Annotated in this window: 13 protein-coding genes; all 13 read left to right on the forward strand. The window is 52.1% G+C overall.

Annotated features, from left to right (window positions below; all coding sequences use genetic code 11):
• Positions 1–44: 44 nt before the first annotated feature.
• The gene (locus ACFQ0N_RS24745; protein ID WP_379331315.1) at positions 45–1,532 is read left to right on the forward strand and encodes a UDP-N-acetylmuramoyl-L-alanyl-D-glutamate--2,6-diaminopimelate ligase; all 1,488 of its coding nucleotides are present in this window, start codon (positions 45–47) and stop codon (positions 1,530–1,532) included.
• On the forward strand, positions 1,529–2,974 hold the full coding sequence (locus ACFQ0N_RS24750) for a UDP-N-acetylmuramoyl-tripeptide--D-alanyl-D-alanine ligase (protein WP_379331317.1): 1,446 nt from the start codon (positions 1,529–1,531) through the stop codon (positions 2,972–2,974). The genes ACFQ0N_RS24745 and ACFQ0N_RS24750 overlap by 4 nt, the downstream gene beginning before the upstream one ends.
• 11 nt (positions 2,975–2,985) lie before the next feature.
• Entirely contained in the window at positions 2,986–3,942 is a 957-nt protein-coding gene (gene mraY / locus ACFQ0N_RS24755) for a phospho-N-acetylmuramoyl-pentapeptide-transferase (RefSeq protein WP_379331319.1), read from the forward strand.
• Positions 3,943–4,000: 58 nt separating this feature from the next.
• Positions 4,001–5,437, forward strand: a complete 1,437-nt coding sequence (murD, locus tag ACFQ0N_RS24760) for a UDP-N-acetylmuramoyl-L-alanine--D-glutamate ligase (protein ID WP_379331321.1) — start codon at positions 4,001–4,003, stop codon at positions 5,435–5,437.
• A 44-nt stretch (positions 5,438–5,481) separates the two neighbouring features.
• Positions 5,482–6,579: a stage V sporulation protein E gene (spoVE, locus tag ACFQ0N_RS24765; RefSeq protein ID WP_379331323.1), complete on the forward strand. Its 1,098-nt coding sequence runs from the start codon at positions 5,482–5,484 to the stop codon at positions 6,577–6,579.
• Positions 6,580–6,585: 6 nt separating this feature from the next.
• Positions 6,586–7,695, forward strand: coding sequence for an undecaprenyldiphospho-muramoylpentapeptide beta-N-acetylglucosaminyltransferase (murG, locus tag ACFQ0N_RS24770; protein WP_379331325.1), 1,110 nt, complete (start codon positions 6,586–6,588; stop codon positions 7,693–7,695).
• A gap of 179 nt (positions 7,696–7,874) precedes the next feature.
• Positions 7,875–8,780, forward strand: a complete 906-nt coding sequence (gene murB, locus ACFQ0N_RS24775) for a UDP-N-acetylmuramate dehydrogenase (RefSeq protein ID WP_379331327.1) — start codon at positions 7,875–7,877, stop codon at positions 8,778–8,780.
• A 15-nt stretch (positions 8,781–8,795) separates the two neighbouring features.
• A complete protein-coding gene (murA, locus tag ACFQ0N_RS24780; protein ID WP_379331329.1) occupies positions 8,796–10,079 on the forward strand; it encodes a UDP-N-acetylglucosamine 1-carboxyvinyltransferase in 1,284 nt (427 codons plus the stop codon).
• Positions 10,080–10,209: 130 nt separating this feature from the next.
• Positions 10,210–10,956, forward strand: coding sequence for a cell division protein FtsQ/DivIB (locus ACFQ0N_RS24785; protein WP_379331331.1), 747 nt, complete (start codon positions 10,210–10,212; stop codon positions 10,954–10,956).
• Positions 10,957–11,202: 246 nt separating this feature from the next.
• Positions 11,203–12,447: a cell division protein FtsA gene (ftsA, locus tag ACFQ0N_RS24790; RefSeq protein ID WP_379331333.1), complete on the forward strand. Its 1,245-nt coding sequence runs from the start codon at positions 11,203–11,205 to the stop codon at positions 12,445–12,447.
• Positions 12,448–12,462: 15 nt separating this feature from the next.
• On the forward strand, positions 12,463–13,620 hold the full coding sequence (gene ftsZ, locus ACFQ0N_RS24795) for a cell division protein FtsZ (protein WP_379331335.1): 1,158 nt from the start codon (positions 12,463–12,465) through the stop codon (positions 13,618–13,620).
• Positions 13,621–14,098: 478 nt separating this feature from the next.
• On the forward strand, positions 14,099–15,091 hold the full coding sequence (gene spoIIGA / locus ACFQ0N_RS24800; protein WP_379331337.1) for a sigma-E processing peptidase SpoIIGA: 993 nt from the start codon (positions 14,099–14,101) through the stop codon (positions 15,089–15,091).
• Positions 15,070–15,792: an RNA polymerase sporulation sigma factor SigE gene (gene sigE, locus ACFQ0N_RS24805; protein WP_379331339.1), complete on the forward strand. Its 723-nt coding sequence runs from the start codon at positions 15,070–15,072 to the stop codon at positions 15,790–15,792. Before spoIIGA ends, sigE begins: the two co-directional genes overlap by 22 nt.
• Positions 15,793–15,821: the final 29 nt, after the last annotated feature.

Here is a 15,821-nt window from a genome sequence, read left to right on the forward strand (position 1 = left end):
CTGGAAAGTAAAGAAGTAAAGAGATAGAAGGGGGAGAGCGGCAGATGCAACTGAAAGAACTGACCAATTTATTGAAAACAGCAGTGTTGCACGGTGACGGCGATCTTGCTTTTGCTGGCATTCAAACGGATTCGCGAAAAGTACAGCCGGGCGATCTGTTTATTTGCCTGCCGGGCCATACTGTAGACGGACATGACTATGCCCAGTCCGCTATTGAGCACGGCGCAGCTGCATTAGTAGTCGAGAGGCTGCTGACCGGCATCGCGGAACCGCAGCTTGTGGTCAAAAATGCGCGCTTTGCCATGGCGGTTATTGCCGATTGGTATTACGGCCATCCGAGCCATGCAATGAAACTGATCGGGATAACGGGGACTAACGGGAAGACGACGACAACTTATCTGGTCGAACGGATTTTTGCCGATAACGGCTACCGGCCTGGGGTGATCGGAACGGTAGAAATGCGTTATAACGGCCAAGTTTTGCCGATGAGCGGCACGACGCCGGATGCATTGGAGCTTCAGCGGCATTTGGCCGAGATGGTAAAGGCGGGGACGGATTGCTGTGCAATGGAGGTATCCTCCCACGCCCTGGAGCAGGGGCGCGTCAAAGGCTGCCGTTACCGCACCGCGATTTTCACCAATTTGACACAGGATCATCTCGATTATCATGGTACGATGGAACGATATGCGGCAGCGAAGGGGCTGTTTTTTAGCCGTCTGGGCAATGCATTTGGTGATGAGAGCGAGCGCTCCTACGCTGTGCTGAATGCGGATGATGCGGCATCGGGCGAATTTGCTGCCTTGACGGCTGCAGAGGTACTTACGTACGGAGTAGAGCAGGCGGCAGATGTGCGCGCATCCAATATTCAAATAACGTCGCGGGGAACAGCCTTTCAAGTCGATACGTACAAAGGCTCGACGATGATTACGTTAAAGATGGCTGGAAAGTTCAATGTATATAACGCGCTTGCCGCCATTACAGCGGCATTGATCGAGAATATTCCCCTGGAACAGATCAAAGCGAGCCTGGAAGCGATAGCCGGCGTGCCCGGCCGCGTCGAAGCAGTGGATGCCGGCCAGCCGTTTGCGGTGATCGTCGACTACGCGCATACGCCGGACGGACTGGAGAATGTGTTGAAGGCGGTACAGCAATTTGCGGCGAAACGCATGATATGCGTGTTTGGCTGCGGCGGGGACCGCGATCGGGCGAAGCGCCCGATTATGGGGGCGATTGCGGCGGCCTATGCCGATCATGTCATTATTACTTCCGACAATCCGCGGACGGAAGAGCCGCAGCAAATTTTGCGCGATATCGAAAGCGGCCTGAAATCGAGGGCTGAACAGGAGATTAGTTATGAGCTTGTGGCCGATCGCCGCGAAGCCATTCAAAAAGCGGTTGAAATGGCCAGCCCTGACGATGTAGTATTAATTGCGGGCAAAGGACACGAAACCTATCAAATCATCGGAATGGAAAAGCTGCCGTTCGATGATCGTGAAGTGGCCAAAGAAGCGATAAGGAGTCTTGTTCAGTGATAAAACGATCATTAGGCGAAATTGCCGCTATGTGCGGCGGTACGTTGACAGATATAACTAAAGCCGGCCGTATGGCGGCCGGCGTAACGAAGGATACGCGCGGCGAAGTTGCGGGACGGCTGTATATTCCGCTTGTCGGGGAGCGGTTTGACGGCCATGATTACGCTGAAGCGGCATTGGCCGGCGGCGCAGCGGCGACATTGTGGGAAGAGGGGCGTCCCATTCCCGCCCCGCTGGCTGACGGTGCGCTTATTCTTGTAGAGGACACGCTGCTAGCTTTGCAGCGGCTTGCAGCCGCTTATCGCAGCGAGCTGCCGGCTCGTATAATCGGCGTCACCGGAAGCAACGGTAAAACGACGACGAAGGATATGGTGGCGTCGGTGCTGTCCGGTGTCTTTCGCGTACATAAGACAGCGGGCAATTTGAACAATCATATCGGATTGCCGCTGACCGTGCTGCAATTGAACGAGTCGGTCGATGTGGCTGTCCTGGAGATGGGAATGAGCGACTTTGGCGAAATTGAGCTGCTTACGCAAATCGCCAAGCCCGATGTGGCGATTATTACCAACATTGGCGACTCCCATTTGCTGCAGCTCGGCTCAAGAAGCGGCATCGCGCGGGCGAAGCTGGAAATTGCCTCCGGCCTGCGGGCTGGCGGTACGCTGCTTTATAACGGAGACGAGCCGCTGCTGCGGACCGGCGTCGCTGCGCTCAATCTGGCGGATGCCTCGATTAACAGCTGCACATTCGGTTTTGCTGCCGATAACGACTGGGTAGCCGGGCAGATCGAGCTTGAAGCGACAGCGACCCGATTCTCGGCGATTCGCGCCGCCGGAGGGATGGAGGATGAGCTCACGCAGCTCACGATTCCGGTCGCCGGGCGTCATAATGTGTCCAACGCGCTGGCTGCGATTGCGGCGGCGCGACTGCTCGGCCTGACCGCAGCGCAAATTCGGGCGGGCCTGCAGCAGATCCAGCTTACCGGGATGCGCATAGAGCCCCTTACAGCTTATAACGGCGCATTGCTGCTCAGCGATGTCTATAATGCCAGTCCGACAGCAACCCGTGCGGCAATTGATCTTGTAGAGCAATTGACCGGATATGGGCGCAAATGGCTCGTGCTGGGCGATATGCTGGAGCTGGGGCCGCAGGAGCTGGAACTCCACCGCGATACTGGGAAATATATTTCGGCGGATAAGGCGGATGCCGTGCTCACATTCGGCCCGCTGGCCGAACAGCTTGCCGCGGCTGCCGCTCCAGCTTTCGGGGTTGCAGCCGCCGATGTCGCCAAGGATGGAGAGCGTGCGGTTAAGGCGTTTGCCGATAAGCAATTATTGATCGCTTGGCTGCGGGCCCGGCTTGCGCCGGAAGATCTTGTGCTGGTGAAAGGATCGCGAGGCATGCGGATGGAGGAAATTGTCCATGCGCTGCAGAGCGAATAAGAGGTGAGGATATGGACATCAAGGTCGTTCTTCTGTCGCTCGGCGCTGCCTTTCTTCTCGCGGTTTTGCTAGGACCTTTGTTCATACCTTTGCTGCGGCGGATGAAATTCGGCCAGCAGGTCAGGACGGATGGCCCGCAAAGCCATTTGAAGAAACAGGGCACCCCTACAATGGGCGGCATTATTATTATACTGGCCGCATTGTTGGCATTTCTGAAATTTTCCGATAAAACGATCAGCTTCTGGGTGCTGCTTGTTTCTACACTTGGCTTTGGTCTGGTTGGTTTCATGGATGATTATATTAAAATTGTATTCAAACGATCACTTGGGCTCACAGCCAAGCAAAAGCTGTTTGGGCAATTATTATTTGCAATCATAGTATGTGTTCTGCTATATCAAGGAAACCACAGCACGGTAGTCAGTATTCCTGGCACTGGCCTTGAACTGGATTTTGGCTGGTTTTACTACCCGTTTGTTATTATTATTTTGTTCGGCACGACCAATGCCGTCAACTTTACGGACGGCGTAGACGGCCTGCTGGCAGGCACCGGAGCGATTGCCTTCGCAGCCTTTGCTCTGCTTGCACTGCATGGAAGCCAGCACGAATCGGCCATTTTGTCAGCCGCAATGATTGGGGCGCAGCTCGGCTTTCTGGTGTATAATGCGCATCCGGCCAAAGTGTTTATGGGCGATATGGGATCGCTCGGAATCGGCGGCGGGATGGCCGCAGTAGCTATACTAATGAAAATGGAATTTTTGCTCGTTATTATCGGCGGCGTATTCGTGCTGGAAATGCTGTCCGTTATTTTGCAGGTAGGCTCGTTCAAATTACGCGGCAAACGGATATTTAAAATGAGCCCGATTCACCATCATTTTGAATTATCCGGCTGGAACGAATGGCGCGTTGTGACGACCTTCTGGGCAGTAGGCATCCTGTTTGCCGCGGCCGGGATATGGCTGGGGCGCTGACAGGTGTGCCGAGTGATCACAATATTTTGGAAAATGACCGAGGAGGACCTTACCCATCATGAAGGGATTACCAACCTATAAAGGCCGGCGCGTCGTCGTACTCGGTCTGGCCCGCAGCGGCGTCAGCGTCGCCAAGCTTTTTCACAAGCTTGGCGCGCTCGTCACTGTCAATGATCAAAAGGAACGTCATCTATGCCCCGAAGCGGACGAGCTGGACGCTTTGGGTGTTTCTGTTATATGCGGCGATCATCCGGATTCGCTAATTTCGGAGGATACCGCGCTTGTTGTCAAAAATCCGGGCATTCCTTACACCGCTCCGCCGGTCAAGCGGGCGCTGGAGCTCGGTCTCGATATCGTTACCGAGGTCGAAGTGGCAAGTTTGCTATCGCCGGCGCCGATTGTCGGCATTACCGGCTCGAATGGCAAGACGACGACAACGACCTGGATTGGCGAGATGCTTCAGGCGGCAGGGCTTCGCCCGATTGTGGCCGGCAATATCGGCACGCCGCTCTGCGAGGCGGTTCAGGAGGCAAGTGCGGAGGACTGGATTATCGCCGAATTAAGCTCGTTCCAGCTCAAAGGCACGCAAAACTTTCGGCCGCATATCGCATTGTTGCTGAATGTCGTCGAGACGCATCTGGATTATCATGGAGGCATGGACGATTATGTAGCCTCGAAATTGAAGCTGTTTGCCAATCAGACAGAAGACGATTATGCCATTCTTAATGCAGATGATGAAATTTGCCGCGACCTGCTGCAGTCGGAAGATATTAAGGCGCAAAAAATCGCTTTTGCCGTGACGCAAAAATTAGAGCGCGGCTTGTATATTGATCCGCCATTTCCGGCAGAGCTGTCGGCGGCTGGCGATCATCCGGAGCGTCACATCGTATGGTCGAAGCAGGACGGCACAGCTCAGCGGCTGCTCAGCGTAGCGGAGCTGGGCATCCCGGGACGGCACAATGCCTCTAATGCACTGGCGGCCATCGCTGTATGTCTGGCGGCAGGCGCCGATCCGGACGCGCTCGCAGCGCCGCTGCGAGCGTTCCACGGCGTCGAGCACCGGCTCGAGTATGTCACCGAGCGCAATGGCGTGAAATATTACAATAACTCCAAGGCGACGAATAGTGCGGCAACTATTATTGCCCTCCGCTCTTTTCCCGGCAGGATCGTCCTGATCGCCGGCGGGCTGGATCGCGGCGCTGCTTATACGGAGCTTGCGCCCCATTTGCGCGATCAAGCAAAAGCGATCGTGACGATCGGACAGACGCGGGAAAAACTTGCGCAGGTGGGGAGGCAAGCAGGTTTAACTGCTGTTAAATCAGTCGAACCTGTGGAGGACGCCGAAGCGACATTGCGTCTTGCCGTTCAAGAAGCAGCTTCTCTGGCGGAAGCAGGAGATATTGTGCTGCTGTCGCCCGCCTGTGCGAGCTGGGATATGTTTACGTCTTATGAAGAACGGGGGCGCATTTTTAAACAATCGGCGCATACGTTGTAAGTAGGGGGCATGTCCCTACTTACGAGGCAAGAGGTGTTTGCGCTATGAGTAAAGCCAGATCCGCTCCGGATGTCTGGATGATCGTCTCCATTATTTTAATACTCGCGATTGGACTTGTAATGGTATACAGCGCGAGTGCGGTGCTCGCCTTTCATGAGTTCGGGGATAAGTTTTTTTATGTGAAACGCCAGCTGCTATTTGCCGGACTCGGAATCGGAGCTATGTTTGTCACGATGAATACCGACTTCTGGATTTGGAAGAAATGGTCCAAGCTTGCACTCATTGTGTGCTTTGCGCTGCTTGTTATTGTCCTTATTCCGGGCATCGGGGTGGTGCGAGGCGGAGCCCGCAGCTGGCTTGGCATCAGCTCCTTCGGCATTCAGCCGTCGGAGTTTATGAAGTTGGCTATGGTGCTCTTTATGGCCAAGCTGCTCTCGGAGAAGCAGCAGGCGGTCACGCATTTTACGAAAGGGCTGCTGCCGCCGCTCGGCATTATGGGACTGGCATTTGGACTTATTATGCTGCAGCCGGACCTCGGCTCAGCTGCTGTAATGGTAGGCGCATCGCTGCTTGTCATCTTTACTTCGGGAGCAAGGCTTGCCCACCTCGGATCGCTGGCTATGATCGGCGTGCTCGGCCTAGTCGGCCTTATTTTGGCCGCGCCTTATCGTATGAAGCGGATAACCGGCTTTCTCGATCCCTGGTCGGACCCGCTCGGCACCGGTTATCAAATCATTCAGTCGCTGTATGCGATCGGTCCCGGGGGGCTCGTAGGGCTTGGGCTCGGCATGAGCCGGCAGAAGTACAGCTACCTGCCTGAGCCGCAAACGGATTTTATTTTTGCAATCGTCGCTGAGGAGCTTGGCTTTATTGGCGGTGCGGCGATTATCGTTTTATTTGGTATACTGATATGGCGGGGGCTGCGGACAGCGATGGCAGCGCCCGATACTTTCGGAAGCCTGCTTGCTGTCGGCATTGTTGGAATTATCGCGGTCCAGGTGTTTATTAATATCGGTGTTGTCATTGGAATGATGCCGGTTACCGGCATTACACTGCCGTTAGTCAGCTATGGCGGCTCCTCCTTGACTTTGCTGCTGACAGCACTTGGTATTCTGCTCAACATATCCCGTTATTCGAGGTGAATGTTCATGCGTATTGTATTGACTGGCGGCGGTACGGGCGGTCATATTTATCCGGCGCTGGCGATTGGCAATCAAGCGGCAGAGGAAGATCCCGATACGTCGATCTTATATATTGGCACTCCGGGCGGATTGGAGAGCCGCATCGTCCCGGAGCATGGTATAAAGTTTGAAACCGTGGAAATTACCGGCTTTCGCAGAAAGCTGTCATTTGAAAATGTGAAGACGATTATGCGCTTCATGAATGGCGTGAAGCGCTCGAAGGAACTGCTCAGGCAGTTTAAGCCGGACGTAGTTATCGGTACTGGGGGCTATGTGTGCGGCCCGGTCGTGTATGCTGCGGCCAAGCTGGGCATTCCTACGCTAATTCATGAACAAAACGCTGATCCTGGCTTAACCAATAAATTTTTATCTCGTTACACCAATTGTGTCGCAGTTAGCTTTAAAGAGTCACTGCCATTTTTTCAACATGCCAAGCGCGTTGTACATACAGGCAATCCGTGTGCAACCAATGTAGTGCGTGCCAATCGGGAAAAAGGATGTGCTTCGCTGGGGCTTCCGCCTGAGAGCAATATTGTGCTTATGGTCGGCGGCAGCCGCGGTGCGAAGGCGATGAATGATGCGATGGTGGACATGGGGCCGCTGCTGAAGCAGCTGCCAAACGTCCACTTTGTGTTTGTTACCGGCGAAAGCTATTATGAGCAGACGATGGAGCGCATGAAAAGAGTTATCCCGACATTATCAAATTACATTCATGTATTGCCTTATTTGCATAATATGCCGGAGGTACTGGCTGCCTCCACACTGGTCGTCAGCCGCTCTGGCGCATCGTCATTGGCGGAAATTACAGCGCTGGGCATTCCGTCTATCCTGATTCCGTCTCCTAATGTGACGAATAATCATCAGGAGGCCAACGCACGCAGCGTAGCGGACGCAGGCGCGGCCGAAATGATTTTGGAGCGCGGCTTGAACGGGGCCATGCTCTTTGAGCGGATCCAATCCATCATGAATGATGAGCAGCGTCTCAAGGCGATGGGCAAAGCGGCGCTTTCCTTAGGAATGCCGCAGTCTGCTTCGATGATTGCAGACGAACTTCGTAAACTCGCAAACAACAGATAGCGCAGCTGATAGGCGATTGTCACACTCCTGCGCGCGAAGGCATAGTATATCTCATAATCGTGACCGTCCCATGGCGGGCCTGCCAAAAACGAAGCAGGCGGCCCGGATCGGATACATGACGACAGGTATACTGAAGCTCTCGGACAATTGCAAACGATATGTATAAGGAGGCACGACTGATGGAGCAATTCATTGCGGAGCTGGAACGGGCGCAAGTAGGCGAGATACTGCTGAACAAGCCACTCTCCGACTATACAACATGGAAAATCGGCGGGCCTGCAGATGTCCTGGTCAGCCCGGAAGGCAAGGAGGAGCTCGCCGAATTGGTTCGTTTAATTCATAAACATAATGTACCATGGACCAATCTTGGCAGAGGCTCCAACATGCTTGTCGCTGACAAAGGGATTCGGGGCGTTGTGATCCGGCCGGGCAAACAATTCGATTATGCACAGTTCGATGGCACGACCGTCCATGCCGGCGCCGCTTATTCTTTTGTTAAACTGTCTGTCATGGCGGGAAAGGAAGGATTGACCGGATTGGAATTTGCCGGGGGAATTCCAGGGTCGGTCGGTGGCGCCGTTTATATGAACGCCGGTGCGCATGGGTCGGATGTGGCCCGTATTTTTAAGTCAGCGGACATTGTACTGGAAACAGGGGAATTGGTTCAATACAAAGCAGAGGATATGAAGTTCTCTTACCGGCATACGGTGCTTCAGGAGCAACGGGGAATCGTAGTCAGCGCGACCTTTGAGCTTCAGAAGGGCGAACGAAAACAAATCGCATCGGCAATGGCGTCTCTTAAAGCGCGGAGACTGGACACACAGCCGCTGAAAATGGCTACCGCAGGAAGTGTGTTCCGCAATCCTCCGAATGACTATGCAGCAAGGCTCATTGAAGAGTCTGGGCTTAAAGGAATGCGATGCGGCGGCGCCGAGGTTTCGACACAGCATGCCAATTTCATTGTTAACACCGGTCAAGCGAAAGCTGAGGACGTCCTCACCCTCATGGCAACGATTCAACGTATCGTAAAAGAACGGTACGGCATTGAACTGGTGCCCGAAGTATTGGTGGTGGGTGAGCGGTAATTCGGAGGTGATACATTGGACAAATTGGTGATTGAAGGCGGGAAACCACTCTCAGGAACCATTGTAATCCAAGGAGCGAAAAATGCCGCTTTGCCAATTTTGGCTGCCAGCCTGCTGGTGGAAGGAACAGTGACGATTGATCATGTGCCCAGACTGCTCGATATCAAAGTGATGCTTGATATATTGCGGGATATCGGTTGTCGAGCAGACCACACGGATCAAACGGTCGAACTCGACACGTCCAGCGCATGCTCATCGCATGTTCCTGAAGCGCTTATGCGTCAAATGAGATCTTCAATTTTTCTCATCGGGCCGCTCCTTGCACGTTTCGGTGAAGCTACGATCTATCAGCCTGGCGGCTGTGCGATCGGCGAGCGTAAAATTGATTTGCATTTGCAAGGATTGAAGGCGCTGGGCGCCCATATCAAAGAAGAAGGCAGCCGGATTGTTTGTGTAGCGGATCGGCTTGTTGGAACCGAGGTGCACCTGGATTTTCCAAGTGTCGGCGCCACGGAAAATATTATGATGGCGGCCGTGCTTGCCGACGGCTTGACAACGATCAGCAATGCAGCGCGCGAGCCGGAAATTCAGGATTTGCAACGTTTTCTTAACGCCATGGGCGCCAATATAATCGGTGCGGGCACAGATACGATCACAATTGAAGGGACGAAGAAGCTGTCGCCCTGCCGGTATAAGATTATCCCGGACCGCATCGTTGCCGGTACGATGATGGTGGCTGCCGCGGCAACGCGCGGAAAAGTGACACTGCAAAATACGAATCCCGCACATCTTACCTCGCTTATCCACGTACTCAGACGCACTGGTGTTCAAATTACAGTTGACGGTGATATAATTAAAGTCGGCAGTTCCAGCCGCCCGAAGGCGATTGACCGGATTGTAACCTCGCCATATCCGGCATTTCCGACTGATTTGCAATCGCAGCTTATGGTTTTATTGGCGCTGGCCAGCGGTGTTAGTGTGATGAAAGAAACAATTTTTGAAGGCCGCTTCAAGCATGTGGATGAACTGTCCCGTATGGGTGCGGATATTCGCGTCGATTTTAACTCAGCCGTCATTCGCGGTGTCCCTCGTCTGTACGGCGCGACCGTGGAGGCGACAGATTTGCGCGCCGGCGCTGCGCTCGTTATTGCAGGTCTCGCAGCGCAAGGAAAGACGATCGTAGAGCAGGTGCACCATATCGATCGCGGCTACGACCGGATTGAAGAGATGCTGGACGGATTAGGGGCGCGGATATGGCGTGATGTTCCTGTGCCGGACAAATCCAGTCATGTTATGTAGTACATGAGTGTACGATTACGACCGCAAACGGCGTTATTAGCCAGCAGCTGCATCCGGGGCATTCCGGGTACGGGCAGCTGTCCGGCATGATAGCATGCCGTTTTGCGTTTGCCTTAGAAGGAGACAAGCTATGCCAACTAAAGTGCCCGTATTGCGCGAACCTGCGCGAAAACGACGGGGCGGCAAAAAACTGCTTACCGTCCTTTTGCTTCTTTTTATCGTTATATTAGCCGTTTTGTTTTTTAATTCATCTATCAGCAAAATTTCTTCTATCGTTATTGAAGGGCAGCGGTTTACGAGCAGAGCGGACATCCAGCAGGCGGCCGGGATTACCGTCGGCGGCGCTTATTTTAGTGTATCTGCCAAGACAGTAGAAGAACGGATTATGAGCATCAAGACGATAGAGAAGGTAAGTGTGGAGAAATCGTTCCCCGGGGATGTCGTGATTCGCGTCACCGAGCATCCCGCGGTAGCGTTTGAGCTTTCTCCGCAGGGGCAATTGACAGCTATACTCGCAAATGGCACAACAATTGCAGCGGGAGCAGATGTTGTAGTGGACAAGCCGATCTTGTCGGGGTGGCAGGAGGGTGATCCTTACAAGGCGGAGCTTAGCAAACAGCTGGCCGCGCTGCCTGCGGCATCCTTGTCCGATATTTCGGAAATTACCCCATCGCCGTCCAAAGCATACCCGGATCGGATCAGAATCTATACGAGAACGCGCTTTGAGGTCATCACGGCCGTTTCGCTGTTAAAGGACAAGATAGATGCGCTCAATGCTGTTGTAGAGATACAGGAACCGGGTTTGGTTACAATGCTGCTTGCAGATACGTATGTCCCGTTTGCTTCTTCCGAAAGCGGAAATGGAGAATCCAACTAAAAATAGACTACTCAAGCGGCTCAAAGAATGATAGAATTTTAGTTATGCAATCACAAAATCTATCTAGTTTCCGCCAGAATTAATGTATAGATTGTGGTCACGCGAATGGAAAGATTTACATTAGACGTTTTTTTTGTTGAAAAAAGAGGGAAAAAATAAATGACGTTGAATTAAATAGAGATGCGTGGCAGGGGGGCCTGGTGTTGAAAAGTTTCCCAATTATCGTTGAAACGGAGGTGCCGCGGGTTGAGCAGCAACGACATCATCGTCAGTTTGGACATCGGTACATCCAAAGTTCGTGCTATTATTGGCGAAGTGCAGAACGGAGCCATTAATATTATTGGAGTTGGATCTGCCGACTCGGAAGGTATACGCAAAGGAGCTATCGTGGACATCGACCAAACCGTGCAGTCGATCCGTAACGCCGTGGATCACGCCGAGCGCATGGTTGGCATTCAAATAAGCGACGTGTACGTCGGTATTCAAGGAAATCATATCGGCTTGCAAACTAATCACGGCGTAGTCGCGGTTTCGAATGAGGATCGAGAAATCGGGGACGATGATATCGATCGCGTGCTTCAGGCAGCAAAGGTCGTCGCTTTGCCGCCGGAGCGGGAAATCATTAATTTGGTACCCAAACAATTTCTGGTAGATGGTCTGGAAGGCATTTCGGATCCTAGCGGAATGATCGGCGTCCGCCTTGAAGTAGAAGCGACTGTAGTGACAGGCGCCAAGACGGCCATACATAATTTGGTTCGCTGCGTAGAGAAGGCGGACTTGCACATCGCAGGTATTATATTAATGTCGCTTGCTTCCGGCCAGATGGCACTCACGAAGGATGAGAAGTCGATGGGGACTGTGCTGGCAGATGTAGGCGCCGGTTCTTGTACGGTGGCCATCTTCGATCAAGGAAGCATGGTGGCGACCTCGACCTTGCCGATTGGCGGGGAGCATGTTACGAGCGATATCTCGTACGGTTTGCGCACCCAGACTGAGCAAGCGGAGAAGATTAAGCAAAAATTCGGCTGTGCACTCATTCAAGATGCTGCAGAGGACCAGAAGTTCAAGGTTATGCGAATGGGCAGCAATGTAGAGAAAGAGTTTTCACAAGTCGATTTGGCGAATATTATTGAACCGCGAATGCAGGAAATATTCCACCTTATACGTCAGGAAGTAAAGCGTATGGGTTATGGCGATAAAGTGAACGGGTATGTACTCACTGGAGGTTCGGTCACAATGCCTGGAACACTTGCAATTGCGCAAAGCGAGTTGGAATCATCGGTTCGAATCGCTGTTCCCGATTACATCGGTGTTCGCGACCCGGCATTCACAAGCGGCGTAGGAATGATCCAGTATGTGTCCAAATATATGCGTAATCGCATTGCCAGCGCTCCAAAGAAAAGCTCAAATCGGAAAGCGGGAACTTCTACTGCGTCGACAAAGCCTGGATTGATTGAGCGCCTGAAAAAAATGTTTAGCGAATTCATTTGATCGGGGGAACATTGTATGTTAGAGTTTGATTTTGAAATGGAGCAGCTGGCGCAAATTAAGGTCATTGGCGTCGGTGGCGGCGGCAGCAACGCCGTTAACCGAATGATTGAAAATGGCGTTAAAGGCGTCGAGTTTATTACGGTGAATACAGATGCACAAGCGCTTCACCTGGCTCATTCGGAGCAGAAGCTGCAAATCGGCGATAAGCTGACTCGCGGCTTGGGCGCAGGTGCGAATCCTGAAGTGGGCAAAAAAGCCGCCGAGGAATCCCGCGAGATGATTATGAACACGCTCAAGGGAGCTGACATGGTATTTATTACTGCAGGGATGGGCGGCGGTACTGGAACTGGCGCGGCTCCAATTATTGCTGAGATCGCACGCGAGTGCGGCGCATTGACTGTAGGTGTCGTAACGCGGCCGTTTACTTTTGAAGGGCCTAAGCGCTCCGGACAGGCTAAGCACGGCATTGAGGCTCTTAAAGACAAGGTAGATACACTGATCGTCATCCCGAATGATCGTTTGCTGGAGATTGTTGATAAAAAGACACCTATGCTAGAGGCGTTCCGCGAAGTGGACAATGTACTTAAGGATGCTGTTCAAGGCATCTCCGACCTGATCGCTGTACCTGGATTGATCAATCTGGACTTCGCAGACGTAAAGACGATTATGACTGAACGCGGCTCAGCTTTGATGGGCATCGGTTCGGCTACGGGCGAAAGCCGCGCCTCCGAAGCGGCACGCAAGGCAATTCAGAGCCCGCTGCTTGAGACGTCGATCGATGGCGCACGCGGTATTATTATGAATATTACCGGCGGCACGAATCTTTCGCTTTATGAAGTTAATGAAGCGGCCGAAATCGTTATCGCCGCTTCCGACCCGGAAGTTAATATGATCTTTGGTGCAAGCATTGATGAAAACTTGAAAGAAGATATTAAAGTTACCGTAATCGCAACTGGTTTTGAGCATCGCATCAGCCCGAGCCTGGCTCGCCCGACTGCCGGAGGAGCATCCTCGCAGGCCGCTGAAGCCGCTGCCGCCAGCGAGTCGGCGCGTCAGCAGCCGCCGGCCAATCATGCGGCTCCGAAGCCTAGATCGGCCTTTGGCGGAGCGTCCAGCAACGATCAGCTCGATATTCCGGCATTTCTGCGCAACCGCCGCAATAACGATCGTTAATTGCATATGTTAGCAGCAAGCATAGCCTCTGGCTCCACATCTTTTGTGGAGCCAGGGGCTTTTTATATTTCGTTTTCCTGTATTTCCAATCTTATAAGATTGACGATCCACTGATCAACGAAAGCTAACGGATGCCACGGCCGCTATTTTCGGAAATTCGACCGATTTGAAATTGTAACGGAACTGTGCACCGCTATTTGATGATGATGAGTCCGATTTCGCAAGAAAACGTCGAATTAAGATCGCTCGCTTCCGTTAGCTTTCAAAAAGGAAGGTAATTGGCGAAATAACGTCTGTAGCTTCCGTTTAGAAGGAACCGCTTTGCAGGTTACCCATATCGACAAAAAAAGATCGCACCTGACGTCATGATTAGACAGACATTGTAATAGGATTTAAATATACTAGACACACAAGCCGCCAAGAAGAGGAAATATGGCGTCCTCCGGGTCAAGCAGGAAACGGCGGGAGGGTGGTCTTTTTGAAAGCCGTCTATGTCGATGTATTGTTTATGATGAATCTGCTGATCAACGGGGCAGTCTTGCTGCTTACGGCCTGGATTCGCGGCGTCAGAACGAAATGGTGGCGTATACTAGTCGCGGCTTCTCTTGGAGCCGGCTATGCGGTTATGCTTCTTTTTCCGCCGTTTTCAATTTTGTTTACCATCCCGGTCAAATTATTGTTTTCGATTGTGATGCTGCTGTGCGCCTTCGGTTTCGGCAGCATCCAAATCTTTTTACGCTGCATAGGCGCCTTCTATGCTGTCAATTTTACAGCTGGAGGTGCTGTCATTGGGGTTCATTATTTATTAATGAGCGGATCGGGCGATATGTGGAGAACGCTGCAGTGGGTTGACGGTGTGATGTATACAAAATTAAAGCTGGGAATTGTTTTCCTGTTGTGTACGATCGCCGTCGGACTTTACATCTATCGCTCTGTATTTGTGTTTCGCAAGGAAAAAGAACTGGTGGACAATCATTTGGCGGAAGTGTATGTCACAATTGACGGCAAGGAAAGACGTTGTACTGGACTGATCGATACCGGCAACCAGCTTTATGAACCGCTCACGCGAACGCCGGTAATGGTCATGGAGGCGTCATTATGGCAGGAAGAGCTGCCTGAAGCTTGGATGAAAGGAATAAAGGAATCGCAAGCGGACAAATTGATTGCTCATATGGGCAGAGCCTCTTTTGCTTGGCAGGATCGGCTGCGGCTGGTGCCTTACAGAGGAGTGAACCGGGGCGCGCAGTTTATGCTGGCAATCAAACCTGACCTTGTTGTTATTGAGCGCGAAGGAATACGTTATGAAGCTACTAAGGTATTAATCGGCCTTGATGCCGGCAAGCTTGTAGCAGACGGGGCCTATCAGGCAATAATCCATCCGTCACTATTGCAAAATCGGATCGTAAGCGATGAAGTCATTCATAGTTCTCCAGGGAGGGATGGAGCATCATGCTCGTTAAGTGGAAATTGATCCTGCAGTTATATTATTATCGCATTTTATTTTTATTCGGATTAAAGAGCGAAGAAATTTATTATATTGGCGGCAGTGAGGCGCTTCCTCCGCCGCTGACGCGTGAAGAGGAGGAGTATCTGCTCGAAAAGCTGCCCTCCGGCGACACGGCCATTCGTGCGATGCTGATCGAGCGCAATTTGCGGCTGGTCGTCTACATTGCCCGAAAATTTGAAAATACAGGCATCCATATTGAGGATTTAGTTTCCATTGGTGCGATTGGCCTCATAAAAGCGGTTAATACCTTTGATCCGGAGAAAAAAATCAAGCTTGCTACCTATGCATCGCGCTGTATAGAAAATGAGATTTTAATGTATTTGCGCCGCAACAATAAGACGCGTACAGAAGTTTCTTTTGATGAGCCGCTCAATATAGATTGGGATGGCAATGAATTGCTGCTGTCCGACGTTCTGGGAACGGAAAATGATACGATATACCGGAACATTGAAGAGCAGGTCGATCGCAAATTGCTGCACAAAGCGCTCGATAAGCTGACCGAACGGGAGCGGATCATAATGGAGCTGCGCTTCGGTCTGGCGGATGGGGAAGAAAAAACGCAAAAAGATGTCGCTGATCTGCTGGGCATTTCACAGTCTTACATCTCGCGGCTGGAAAAAAGAATTATTAAACGTCTGCGCAAGGAATTCAACAAAATGGTGTGAGAACAAGTGAAAATATTTTGTCAAGAGAC

Source organism: Paenibacillus sp. GCM10027626, from assembly GCF_042676285.1.
Lineage (GTDB): Bacteria > Bacillota > Bacilli > Paenibacillales > Paenibacillaceae > Paenibacillus_Z.

Coding starts and splice junctions, on each gene's coding strand:
- ACFQ0N_RS24745 (WP_379331315.1), top strand. CDS start 45: ATGCAACTGAAAGAACTGACCAATTTATTGAAAACAGCAGTGTTGCAC.
- mraY (WP_379331319.1), top strand. CDS start 2,986: ATGGACATCAAGGTCGTTCTTCTGTCGCTCGGCGCTGCCTTTCTTCTC.
- murD (WP_379331321.1), top strand. CDS start 4,001: ATGAAGGGATTACCAACCTATAAAGGCCGGCGCGTCGTCGTACTCGGT.
- spoVE (WP_379331323.1), top strand. CDS start 5,482: ATGAGTAAAGCCAGATCCGCTCCGGATGTCTGGATGATCGTCTCCATT.
- murG (WP_379331325.1), top strand. CDS start 6,586: ATGCGTATTGTATTGACTGGCGGCGGTACGGGCGGTCATATTTATCCG.
- murB (WP_379331327.1), top strand. CDS start 7,875: ATGGAGCAATTCATTGCGGAGCTGGAACGGGCGCAAGTAGGCGAGATA.
- ACFQ0N_RS24785 (WP_379331331.1), top strand. CDS start 10,210: ATGCCAACTAAAGTGCCCGTATTGCGCGAACCTGCGCGAAAACGACGG.
- ftsZ (WP_379331335.1), top strand. CDS start 12,463: ATGTTAGAGTTTGATTTTGAAATGGAGCAGCTGGCGCAAATTAAGGTC.
- sigE (WP_379331339.1), top strand. CDS start 15,070: ATGCTCGTTAAGTGGAAATTGATCCTGCAGTTATATTATTATCGCATT.